This window comes from Flavobacterium sp. 316, assembly GCF_000967805.1.
GTDB lineage: Bacteria > Bacteroidota > Bacteroidia > Flavobacteriales > Flavobacteriaceae > Flavobacterium > Flavobacterium sediminilitoris.
In genome coordinates this window covers 211565-224344 of sequence record NZ_JYGZ01000007.1, presented here as the reverse complement: position 1 = coordinate 224344, position 12780 = coordinate 211565, and the positions used below count along the sequence as shown (strand labels likewise).

Genomic DNA, 12780 nt, shown 5'->3' with positions numbered 1-12780 from the left:
ATTTGTTTGGTTTTATTAGTTTGTGGAGTTACTAATGGGATGCTTACAGCATGACAAGATTGGAGATATTACGGAAATGATAGGGTTGAAACCCTACCTTACAATATTGACCGAGCCGATGGCTCTTACCTGTGAGCATAAAACGTGTCAATTCCATAGGAACAACCTATATTATAACAACGTGGGTTTAATCCGTTTTTTGTAATTAAAATGAGGGATAATTAACAATTATCCCTTTTCCATGGTCCGTTTTTAGTAATATTTATAAAGGTATTATTTTCCATGCGATAGAGTCCGTTGCCTCCTCCTATCCAAAAGCGGCCTTGTTTGTCTTCAAAAATAGTTTGTACGGCATGAAGTGGTAATTTTTGTTTTTTGCTGAAATTAGTGAGTATACCATTTTGATATCGGTAAATACCATATCCTTCTGAACTAAACCAAATGTTTCCTAGTTTATCTTCATAAATAGTCCAAACTTCATTGTTTTCTATTTTGTTCTCTATATTGAAGTTTGTAAATGTGTTTCCGTCATATTTACTTATACCGCTCATCATGGAGCCAAACCAAAGGTTTCCGCTTTTATCTTCTACAATACTTGTAACGCTTTTGTCTTCTTGTCTTCCTTCTGGTATAATTTGTTCAAAGGTTGATCCGTCATATTTATAAGCTCCTACTTTATCGGTTCCTAACCAAAGGTTTCCTTTAGTGTCTTCGGTAATAGTCATAATAGCACTTTTAAATTCTTTGCTAATTTCAACAGGTACAAATTGAAATCCTGTAAAAACACTTAATCCGCTAAATGATCCTGCCCAAATTTGTCCATTTCGGTCGTTATAAATGCTCATTACTTTATTATTACACGAGCTTTGAGTTATTTTATAATTATAAAATTGGTTTCCATCATATTGTGATATGCCTGCATTTGTTGAGATCCAAATATTTCCATAATTGTCTTCTGTAATATCTGTTACTTGGTTGCCTGATAGGCCTTCTTTTATTGAAAAGTATTTTAATTCTTTATCATCATAACGAACAACTCCTTCTGAGTTTGTTCCGAACCATAAATTGCCTTTACTATCTTGAAAAGTTATTCTAATATATTCGCTTACTTGCAAATATTTGTCGGGTCTTTGTGCATATTTTTCTCCATACCAGTATTTATAGTCTTCATCCATTACAGTAGCATATTCTGTTTTTTGTGAATTTACTTTGATTGCTGTTACACTTTCTCTTTGTCCGTTACATGATGTGATAACGAGAGAGAATAAAATAAAGGGTTTTAACATGTTTTTCATTGTACTATCTATTTATAATTTGATAGTCAAAGCTAGAGTTTATCTGGTTTTTAGTTGTTTAAGAAGTGTAAAATAATGTAAATTACATTGTAAAATATAGTTGTCATTTAAATTATTAAATACATTTGTGAAATGAATAATAATTTTAATAAAATACTTCTCTTTCTTTTTATCGGTTTCTTTTTTAGTTTTAATGCTAGTTTTTCTCAAAATACAATTCAAGATAATCGAATAAAAGCAGCACTTCGTGTAGTTGGTCACCAATTACTACTTCAATCTAATGATAGTACTTCATTGGTGTTGCCCATTGAAAGAGAAAATAATCGATATAAAATAGCCTTTGATACTGAGTTTCAATTTGATCCGAATTACCTTGTGCATACTATGGATAGTGTATTGACTCACTCTAAAATTGTAAAAAAATATTTGGTAGAGGTTGAAGAGTTTGATACTGAAAAGATAGTATATAGTTATGAAATGGGGATACATTCTTCTATAAACCTAGTGCCTTGTAGAGAACGAATACCGCCCAAAAGTTGTTATACTTTATTTTTAACTGTTTTAGATTTTTATCCTTTACATAGTGCAGAAACGAATAGCGATGTTGTGAAAAGAGAAAATGTTGCTCCTAAAACATTTATTTCTTCTTTTGTTTCTATAGGTTTGGGGCTTCTTGCTATAACAGCTCTTGTTTGTGTCTTTTTGTATAAAAGAAAAGCAAGATCTTCTTCTTCCAATACTACTGATAGTATTCCATTAGGGCGTTTTATATTTGATAAAAAGAATATGCTGCTTAAGTATGATAATCAAACAATTGAGTTATCTAGTAAGGAAGCTAATTTATTAGCTGTTTTGCATGAATCTGTGAATGAAACAGTAGAGCGCGATGTTATTTTAAATATTGTTTGGGGTGATGAAGGTGATTATATAGGCAGAACGCTTGATGTTTTTATTTCTAAATTGCGTAAGAAAATGGAAGCTGATGATACTATTAAAATTATGAATATACGCGGTGTGGGTTATAAATTGATCATTAATTAACCTGTTAGGCGAAATTATTTAAACGTTAGTTTTTTATGAAATGAGATAGAGTAAAACTTCTCGATACGCTCCGTACTCGAAAGGATGCGGATTGAGAACTGTTTTTAATAATACAATTGAAAGCCCATAGTAGTACACAAAGCGTAGTGTTTTTCAAATAATATTTCTACTACATCTATTACGTTATCATATTCTTGATATAATCCGAAATAGGCATTATCTAGTATTGTACTTAAAATAGGAACTGGTTTAGCATATCCAGAAATGGCTTTTGCTCCTGTTACATCTAAGAAATATTGCGAGGCTTCTTCGTCTAAATCTAAACGCATCGTATTTGCAAAATGAATTATTTTACCTGTCAGTTTTCCTTCAAAAAATTCGGCAATTTCTTCTAATGTATAATAGTAATTATCTAGTATGATTCTGTTTTCATTTCCTTCAAAAACTAAATATAAAATGGCATAATCCATGAAATTTCGATCTTCATAGAGTAATGTGCTTAAACTTTCCTCTAGTCCTTCAATACTATCGCAAGTTTTATAAATATTTGTAATTCCATAACGAAGTGCAAGGTTTTCTAATGAGGGTAAAATGGCACTTGTATTTGAAACGGATACATCTTTAACGCCTTCAAGACAGTATATATATTTATCGGGATACATAATCACTTTAAAAATTGGGCTTATTTTGCAATAGTACTAAAAATAATTTGAAGCATCCCCTTCTCTGCTATTAAATAGTTATTGAATTAATTATGAAAGAAAATGATTCTAATTTGGAATATAATAATGTATTTAGAAAAGAAATCAATTGCCTTTTTATTTGAATATGTAAAATATAAATACTTAATTGCGCGCTCCTAAATAATTTTACCCTACTGAAATGGAAGAACATTTTTCGGAATTTGAAGAAAAAAAACACCTAACTAATAAGGAATTGTTTTCAAAATTGGTTTCTGCACCGCAAGATTTTTTTGAGTACATTATTAAAAATAAGTATGAAGAATCTTTTAAATTGCTTCTTGTTCTTGCTGGAATTTCTAATGCATTTGACAGAGCTTCAATGCGAGATTTAGGAGATACTAAGTCTTTAATTTATATTATAATTAATTGTATTTTTTTTGGTAGTTTATTTGGATGGATTACTTATTCTATTTATTCTTCTATACTAAGTTGGACAGGGAAATGGATAGGTGGAAAAGGAAATAAAAATACAATACTTAAAGTTTTAGCTTATGCTTCTATTCCTTCTATAATAGGTACATTAATTGTATTCTTTCAAATAGGAATTTATGGCGCTGAGATTTTTAAATCAGATGGAGAGGTTCTCAGTGATAATATAATTCTTAATATTGTTTTTTATCTTTCTCTATTTTTAGAATTTGGATTCGGTTTATGGACTCTTTTTTTATATGTAATTGGTATTTCTAAGGCGCAACAATTCTCTATTTGGAAAGCCATTTTAAATTTATTTTTATCTCTTTTTGTTATCATAATTCCTATCATGTTAATCTTTTTTATTTTAAATCGTTAACATTCTTTTAATCTATTGATATAAAAATACTTATCTTTTTATATTGCTTCATGTTAGTATAATTTCTAAATTTGAATGTTTTGATTTTCTTATTAAAACGCAACGCAAACTAACAAAACAAACAACATGAAGAAATTATTACTTACTCTATTCTTTTTTATATCGTTATTGAATTGGGCTCAGAAATCATCACCTGTAATGGGCGATGCGGCTGTTTTAATTGATTTATTAAAAAAGGATTATAATGCTATAAACCCTGATACAAGATTAGAAGAAATAAATACCGATAGAGAAAAAATAATTGGAATATTAAAATCGTATTTAGAAGATTCTAAAAAAAGTAGTTTAGTAATTGATGAAGGAAGTATAAAAAAACTAAATGATAGCAACACACAATATACCAGAGTTTTAAAAGCATTTAATGCGGTTTCAAAAACAACTGTTACGCTCAATAATGGATATAGTATTAAAACCGCAGAAAAAGAAATATCTGAATTACAAAAGCAACTTTTAATTGATAAAAAGAAGTACTTCGCTGTAAAATATAACAATGATAATGAACAACTTTTAAAAATAAAAGAGCAATACACTGATAATCCTTATTTGTTAGAAATTGTATGCTTGTTTATTGAAAAATATAAAGTATTAGATGCTAATCAAATGGATTATTTGGCTCAGAATAATTACCAATCTTCCATTCAAAAATCGTTGCCTTTTATTGGTGGTGATTTAGCTTTTGAGACTATTATTGATGGTTTAAGTCGTTTTTTAGCTAAGCGAATTAAGGAAGAATTGACACTACATGCTATTGACAAAATAAAAAAGTATTTAAATGATCCAAAACCTGAAAATTATAGTGAAGAGTTAGTTGTGATTTTACCAAAAACTACTAATTATTTAAAACGTTTTGATGCCAATCAGTTGCTCAATTTTACCGATGAATTGAAACAGCTTATTGAACAAGATTTAAATGCTATTCTTGACAATGCAAAAAGATTAAGGTTATTACCTAAAATTCAAAATTATATTGCTAATAATCCTGATTTAGAATTTGCTTTTGATGGTCTTGAAATTATACCTCAACTTTCGAAGATAAAAAATCCTGTTGATTATTTTGAGCTTCTAGAAAATAGTAAAGCATTAACAAACTGGAGAAATAATACGGATAATTCTTCTAAATTTAATATTGCGCAAGGACTTCGATTGGCTTCTATGTTGGCTTATAGTTTAACGGTTGTTGAAAATGGAGAACAAAAATTTGCTAGTATTGATTTTTTATCAAATTATGGAAATGAAACTAATTTCTACTTTTTATACTTTGGTTTTTTACATCAACAGAATTTGAAATACTTTAATATCCAATTTAAAAAAGCAAATGACATTTTCCCTTTCGAGGTAAAAAAAATAATGACTACTATCACAGTAGAAAAAATACGTGGTGGACAATCTGATTTTAATTTTATAAAAGAGAATCTTGTAAATGTTGCGCAATATGCTGAAAAGATTCATACAACAGCACAATCTATTAAGAAGAAAAACAAAAACAATGAAGAGATAGAATATGAAGAAATTCATGGTTTTGTACATGATATAATAGGATTTACGGAAGAAATTGTAGCCACGTCTGATTTGCTCTTGAAAAACGATTACAATGTTATAATACTTCCTGATAGTGTGTCTACTTCACTTACTTTTAAAACAAAACTTATTCCTTATTTTGCTATTGCTAAAACAGGAAATGACTTGGTTTTGGATTTACATCAAAAGAAGTATTCTAATGCTATAATAAAAGCCATTGAGATTCCTCTTTATTTAAACGTTAAAGATCAAAACTTTAAAAATAATTTATACAATACTAAAATACTATTAGAACAACAAAGTGATTTAATGACTATTCGAAAAGCATTTAATCCTAATATTAAGATTGAAGAAGTTAAGAATTTAAAAAGCCCTTTAACTATTGTTAATCTAAAATTAATGGATAAAAAGGAACTTAAAAATACTCAAGAAGGTTTGGATGTATTTTTAAAGTCTTTTGATGATTCAACGCTTACTTTAAACCAGTACAAACAAAATTTAAAAGTTTTTCACAATGCTTTAATTAAGGATAGCACTTATTTATTTGCCAATTTTGGTATTGATACTGAAAAAATAAACAAAAACATACTTGATTATTTAGATAGTAAAGGTCAAAGTGAAAAGGTGCAAGAACACATAAAAAATAAATTAATAGCCTATCAAAAAGCTTTGTTCCAATCTCAAATTTTGTACCAACCAGATGCTACTTTGGTTTTGGAAAATGAACTAAGGGATTTATTTATGGCATTTGCTCCTGATTATATTACAAATAATACTGTTTTAAAAGATACGCAGGCCTTAAAAATTATTCATCTTTTAAACGATATTTCTCTTTCTGCTACTGCTGAAGATGTGGAAAAAGCTATTGAATCTTTTGCATTGCCAGTGGGAAGTTCTTCTTTAAAAGAACGAGCAAGAAGTTATTATGCTATTAATTCTTTTCCTGGTATTATGGGTGGATTTGAATTTTCTGATCATCAAGATAGAGCTACAACTTTAGGGTTTACTGCTCCTGTTGGGTTCTATATTCAGCCATGGGGTGCTTTTAAAAAAGGAACAAGCATTGGTTTATTTATTCCTATCATTGATATTGCAGCTCCTGTTCGTTTACGTCTTGATAGTAATAATGACACGCAAACTCTACCTGAATTTAATTTTAATGATATTTTTTCTCCTGGTTTATATGTAATTTATGGATTTAGAAATTCACCTTTTGCTGTAAATTTAGGTATGCAATATGGTCCAAAACTAAGAGATATTCCGGTAGGAACAGACGCATTTGAATCGGTAGATTCATATCGTGTAAACTTAGGTGTTACAATTGATATTCCGCTGTTAACGCTTTCAGGAAAATACAAAGACTAAATGAGGTTTATTTTATTTTTCTTTTTTATTCTTTCTTTTGCTTCTGCACAAGAGGCCGATTCTGCCATGGTTAAAGTAGAGAAAATGATTGATGATAAGATTATTTTTGATAGTAAAATGAATCAGAAGATGTTAGAAAAAATAATTTTGGATGCTTTAAAAAAGGATCAAAAAGTAAATCAAAATATGCTTTTAGAAATGCTCAAAAGAAAGGAGCTTGAAAGTATTGATTCTATAATTGAAGATGATTCTGAAACTTCTGATGCTAGAATCATAATATCTGATTTGGAGCTAAAAACAACAAGGCTTTCTGGTCCTTCTCAATTTGATAGTCGCATTGAGTTATTGCAATTAGATCCAATGGTGAATTGGCAATTTGAAATATTACAAAAAAGTGAATCTGTAGGCATTATTATTGAAAAGGAAAATCTTTCTCAACTAGCTAAGGATACTTATTTTCTGAATGCTTCTCATTCTCTAGGTTCTATTTATAATTTGTGCAATGATGTTCCTTTTTATAATCAAACGGTAGCAGGAATTGGGACTGCATTTATTGTGTCTAAAAATACAATGCTCACAGCTAATCATGTTTTTGAAAGACCTATTACAGATTATATTGTGCTTTTTGGTTATAAGTTAGTGGTTGCAAATGATGTTGTAAATTATTATTTCAATGTAGATGATATTTATTATCCGAAAACTGTTTCTAAAAAAGAAGAAGAGTTAGATCTTATAGAGTTTAAAGTAGATAGGGATTTTAACAGACCTATTTTAGAATGGGAAAATGTTTCAAAGATTCCTTCTAATGAAAATGAAGTATACATGATAGGTCATCCTACTGGTTTACCTACAAAAGTTGCGCTGAATGCTTCTATAAAAGAAAATACTAATCCGTTTTATTTTTATACTTCACTGGATAGTTTTCAAGGTAACTCTGGTTCTCCTGTTTTTAATTTCTACACACATAAAGTCATTGGTGTTTTGGTTTCTGGTGAAGTAGATTATGTTTACAATGGCAATTGCTATTATAGTCCTAGTTGTAAGATTCCTTTTTGCAAGGGTGAAAAGGTTATCCGCATTGAAAAGTTTATGCAATAGTATGCTAAGAAACATATTCATTTAGTATGCGTTTTACTATTACTTCAACTCTTTTTAAAAATCAGGTATTTCTACGGGGTTTTAATGTATTGCGAATTTATAGTTTTGTTGGAATTATAAAACAAACATATTTTCATTTATAATGAATTTAGGTGTTTAATATCGTAATCTTTTTTCCCCAAAGAGTAAACACAGATATAAGTTGAGTAATATTTAAGTTTTAAGTTTGAGAAGATAGTAGTAGGTGTTTCTACTACTATCTTTGTTTTATAACATTATATTAAAAGAAAACTCCATCAACATAGTACCAAATTTCGTTTTCTTGCTTAAAAGTTGACTTTTCGTGATGCATTTGTGCTTGTAAGTTTTCATCTAAATAATACGCTTTAAATTCCACCCAATTGTCTTGTGCTTTTAGCACTTCTAGTTTTAGCCATGTATTTGTTTTTGACCATTCTAGAACTTCTTTTTTCTTATAATATTTACGTTGTGATATATGTGTTGTTTCTATTAAATAATCTGCTTTTTGCAAAACATACGCAGTATAACGAGAACGCATTAATTCTTCAGGAGTTTTTGGTTTCTTTTGATTTTCTAGATATGGGTTACAGCAATCTTTAAAATCAATATTCGATTTACAATAGCACTTTGACATGTTTACAATTAATAATTATACTTACTCCGATTATTTTTCTATTTTTTTTAATCTGTTGAGTGTAATCCGTTTTGACGTTTTTACATAATTTCAGTCAACGGGTTATCCTTTTAATAGATTTATACTTACTGTTGCATAATCTGTATTTGGAAATTTCTTAAACGATAAAGGTTCTGGAAATAGTCCTACTTCAGAAGCTACATTGTGCAAAACATCTATTTCAACTATAAACTGGTCTGAAAAGCCATGTGTAGCATCATAAGCTGTAGCGGCTGTTTTTCCTAAATTGTTAGCTGTTAATTGAGGTGAAATTGTATGCAATTCAATAATCAGTAATCCATATTGTTTTACATAGGGAGCCCATTTTTTTAAATGAAGTGCTAAATTTTCTTCGACGTCATTGTTTGAAATTCGTTTTCCTCTATGTGTAAATGCTCCTGTTGAAGTACTTATTCTTTCTTTGGTAAAAGTTTCTGGTTCTTCCCAAATACGATTGTGATCTAAAAAAGTACGCACATTAAGTAAATCTTTTAAATCTATATTATAGTTTTCTTGAAGGTCTTTCGCTAAAAGATCAGGTCTTCCAATGTCTCCCCAAATCACTTTTGCCCAAATGTCTGCTTTAATTAAATTAGCTCTTGTTACTTTTAATGCAGCCTGATTGTAATCGGCTCCTACTAAAAACAACGGATAATCGTCGAGCATTTTTCCTCGTAATGTTTGTCTTTCTATAACTTCAAAAATATGCTGTAGAAAAGCTCCATTACCACAACCCATGTCTAAAATTCCTTTAGGTTGTTCATTTATTGGTTTATTAAAAAGTTCAATGATAATATCGTCTATTACTTTAAAATAAGTAGCATGTGCTCCACCACTTCCCCAAACATTCATTTCTCTATTTACATGAATTTCATCTTCATTTTGTGCTATATCTCTTAGATCTGCTGGATTTCCAAATAATAAAGTATCTAGGTTTTTAAACATTGGTAAATAGGACACTGTTACGCCATAAGCAGTAGCCCTTTTTGCGAAAAACAGTCCTGTTTCTGTAAATTGATAATTTCCTTTTTTTTCTGTAAACCAACCTAAATATGTAAAGAAATTGAGTATTACTTTAAAAATTTCTGGTTCTTTATGAAATTCTTCTGCTCTAAAAGACGTTTCCATAAAGTATTTATGAAACATTCCTGTCATTCCTAAACTTACAATTATAGGTGCTACAAGATACCCTTCTATGTGTCCTAAAATTTGTTCTTGAATGGCTTTTTCTTCTGAATTAGTTGAAAATGTTATATTAAAGTGTTCTTTATATTTTATAAAAATAGCTTCTAACTTAGTTATAGCATTCGTTGCAATACGAACCGAAGTGAAGATTTGTGTTTCTTTTAATAAGGTAACAACATCTTCATAAAGTGGAAATAATGAAAAAGCATAGCTACTTTTTTCATTGGTATTTATTGTAATATTATTTGTATTATTATCTACTTGATAATTTAGAAATCCTTGTGATGCAAGTGTTCTTAGTGCTACATTAAGATAGCCTTCATTTGCTTGAAATTTTGTAACTAATTCTGCTAATTGAACTTCTTTTTTTTCTATTAAATAAGAACAAATTTCTTTTTTATATAATGTAAATGCAACTGGAGCTGTTACAATTCCATCTAAATGTTGAAATATTCTTTGACGACATTCTTTTTTTTCAGTCATGTTATTTTTTTGTTGTTCTCAAATTTAAAAAAAATGCGTTGAAAATTTATCTATTAACTTTTTTATTTTCTTTATTATAATCTATTTAGTCGATTCTTTTTTCATTATTTAAAATGGTTTCTTAAAATCGATAGTTTATTATTATTAGAGAGAAATATTATTTTTAAATTTAGCGAACTAAAAAGACATAAAAACACAGTACAATTAAGATTCAAATGTTTCTTGATTCTTACCCTCTTTTCTATTCTTTCTTAAAACATTAAATGACAAACAAATTTATGTTTCGAGAAGACTTAAAGCTGCAACTATAAACACTTTTAGTAGTATAAAACCAATTGGATAAAAGTTACCTCAACTAATTTAGATTGTTTAGGTTTATTTCTTAATGAAAACTTTACAATAGTAAAGTTTAGTGATAAATCAATGTTAAAGCAATTACAGTTTTTCTGTACTTTTTGTTAAATTTAAAAAAATATAATTTTAACCTAATACGCTTTTCTATTTTTGTGTATAGAATGTTCCTACAAAATTCAGTATTGCAACATTACAAAGCAGTAAAACCGTTGAGTTTAATAGTACAAAAAAGTCTAAAAAAAATTTAAAGAAAAACTATTACAATTCACAAAAAACAAAATATATAGCGATTAAAATTTAATATATAAGGTTACAATTGCGAGCTTAGATATAATATCTCTAATAAAAAATAATTTCAGATGGCAACAAACATTAGTTTTGGAGGTTATTCTCCTCCACCACCTCCAAATGGAATAGTCAATATAAGAATTGGTGTATTTCTCGATGGAACCATGAATAACAGAACCAATACAAATGCTAGATTAGGAAAAGAAGGAGATAAAGGAAATAAAGCCTATAAAAAATATGGTGGAAATGATAGTTATGAAAACGACTGGTCTAATGTTGCTAGACTGGAAACTGCATATACTGAAAAACCAGATGGATTTATTTCTAAAATATATATTGAAGGAATTGGAACTGAGGATTTTGATAGAGATAGTTCTTATTTTACAAAAGGAGCTGGTGGAGCCTTTGGTTCAGGTTCTACAGGTATAGTGGCTAAAGTGAAAAAAGGGTGCGAAAAAGCAGTAGAAAAAATAAGTAAATTAAAAAACGATAATGACGTAAAAATTATTTTTTTAGATGTTTTTGGTTTTAGTCGTGGTGCTGCTGCTGCTAGAAATTTTGTCTACGAAGTAACGAAAGATAAATACAAACCAATTGAAGCATGGGTTGAAAATAATGATGGTACACGAGATTTAGAAAAACGGGATAGCCATGGAGGTAAAACAGACCTAGATATGTTACCAAAATATGGTCATTTAGGTTTGAAGCTAACAGAAGCAGGAATTGATGTAAATGATGTACTTGTTAAAGTGCAATTTGTAGGTTTGTATGATACTGTTTCATCTTATGACCCTAATACAACAGGAGCATTTAAAAATTTTGAAAATGATGTTGAAGAATTGCATTTGAATGATATTAGAAAAGCAGCCAAAGTATTTCAATTAGCGGCTGAGGATGAGCATAGAACAAATTTTATGCTCACAAGTGTAAAAGTGGCTGGAGGAAGTGAATATTCTTTACCCGGAGTACACTGTGATATAGGAGGAGCTTATGTTCATGATTCACCAGACAATGTTCAACTACTGGATTTTGATAATACTGTTTTTGATGGGTATGATGATGAAGAATGGGACACTGTATTGAATAATGATTTAAATAATTTAATTACGCAGGGTTGGTATAAAGAAAAAGAAGTTGTTAGACCTAATAAATGGCATGAAACGTATGGAAATAGACCAAATATCAGTAATAGATATAGTTATATCCCATTATATATTGTAGGAGAGAATACAAATAAATATAGAAAAGAAACAGTCAATATAGGAATACTCAATCAATTTTATAAAATTCCTAATGGTACTGAGGATCCAAAATACCCTCTTGATTTAACAAAAGTAAAGAAACGATTAGATGACTATATTTCAGGAGAAAAACCAAAAATGACATATTATACTAATGCTCAGATAGAGTTGTATAGAGCGCAACTAGCAAACAAAAAGATGACAACAGAAAAATTTAATTTAATAGTAAACGATCACAATATGCTATTAGAATTGAGAAATAAATATTTCCATTGGTCCGCAAAATTTGGAGAAGTTGGGCTAGGTCCTAATTATGAATTTACGGATAAGTTTACTATTCGCAGATTTAGAAAAACAGCAAAAAATTCATAATTATGAAAAAAAATATTTATTGTTTAGTAGCCTTACTAATATTATTAAATTCCTGTAAAACAACTATGGAAGAAAAATTTGAATGGTTGCCCTCAGAAAGCGCACCAAAGTTATACCCAATGAACATTTATAATGGCCATCTTTTTTTTGAAGACGGCAATAGTGTTTATATCCCTTGCTCAGCCTTAGCCCATAGTGGCTGGGGTAATGATGGATCAACTCATGTGACAGGAGATGATTTTAAGCCAGTACC

The 12780-nt window shown here is 29.1% G+C and carries 10 protein-coding genes; 6 read left to right on the top strand and 4 right to left on the bottom strand.

All coding sequences use genetic code 11. The features are described from left to right. Positions 1–221: 221 nt before the first annotated feature. A complete protein-coding gene (locus tag SY27_RS16195) occupies positions 222–1295 on the bottom strand; it encodes a two-component regulator propeller domain-containing protein (RefSeq protein ID WP_045972275.1) in 1074 nt (357 codons plus the stop codon). A 132-nt stretch (positions 1296–1427) separates the two neighbouring features. On the opposite strand from SY27_RS16195, the gene SY27_RS16190 reads away from it, so the two are divergent. Continuing rightward, a complete protein-coding gene (locus tag SY27_RS16190) occupies positions 1428–2336 on the top strand; it encodes a winged helix-turn-helix domain-containing protein (RefSeq protein WP_045972273.1) in 909 nt (302 codons plus the stop codon). A gap of 104 nt (positions 2337–2440) precedes the next feature. Here SY27_RS16190 and SY27_RS16185 read toward each other — a convergent pair whose 3' ends face one another. Continuing rightward, positions 2441–2998, bottom strand: coding sequence for a DUF6642 family protein (locus SY27_RS16185; RefSeq protein WP_045972271.1), 558 nt, complete (start codon positions 2996–2998; stop codon positions 2441–2443). 220 nt (positions 2999–3218) lie between these two features. On the opposite strand from SY27_RS16185, the gene SY27_RS16180 reads away from it, so the two are divergent. From SY27_RS16180 to SY27_RS16170, 3 genes are all read left to right on the top strand, one after another. Then, on the top strand, positions 3219–3869 hold the full coding sequence (locus SY27_RS16180; protein WP_045972269.1) for a Yip1 family protein: 651 nt from the start codon (positions 3219–3221) through the stop codon (positions 3867–3869). 126 nt (positions 3870–3995) lie between these two features. After that, a complete protein-coding gene (locus SY27_RS16175; protein WP_152640778.1) occupies positions 3996–6812 on the top strand; it encodes a hypothetical protein in 2817 nt (938 codons plus the stop codon). Then, entirely contained in the window at positions 6813–7910 is a 1098-nt protein-coding gene (locus tag SY27_RS16170) for a serine protease (RefSeq protein WP_045972265.1), read from the top strand. A gap of 280 nt (positions 7911–8190) precedes the next feature. Here SY27_RS16170 and SY27_RS16165 read toward each other — a convergent pair whose 3' ends face one another. Beyond that, the gene (locus SY27_RS16165) at positions 8191–8565 is read right to left on the bottom strand and encodes a YchJ family protein (RefSeq protein ID WP_045972263.1); all 375 of its coding nucleotides are present in this window, start codon (positions 8563–8565) and stop codon (positions 8191–8193) included. A gap of 102 nt (positions 8566–8667) precedes the next feature. Next, positions 8668–10272 (bottom strand): class I SAM-dependent methyltransferase, encoded by a 1605-nt coding sequence (locus tag SY27_RS16160; RefSeq protein WP_045972261.1) that lies wholly within the window; start codon positions 10270–10272, stop codon positions 8668–8670. A 713-nt stretch (positions 10273–10985) separates the two neighbouring features. Here SY27_RS16160 and SY27_RS16155 point away from each other — a divergent pair. After that, positions 10986–12527, top strand: a complete 1542-nt coding sequence (locus tag SY27_RS16155; RefSeq protein WP_045972259.1) for a DUF2235 domain-containing protein — start codon at positions 10986–10988, stop codon at positions 12525–12527. 2 nt (positions 12528–12529) lie between these two features. Then, the coding region (locus SY27_RS16150) for a DUF2931 family protein (protein WP_045972257.1) at positions 12530–12780 on the top strand (251 nt) is incomplete at its 3' end.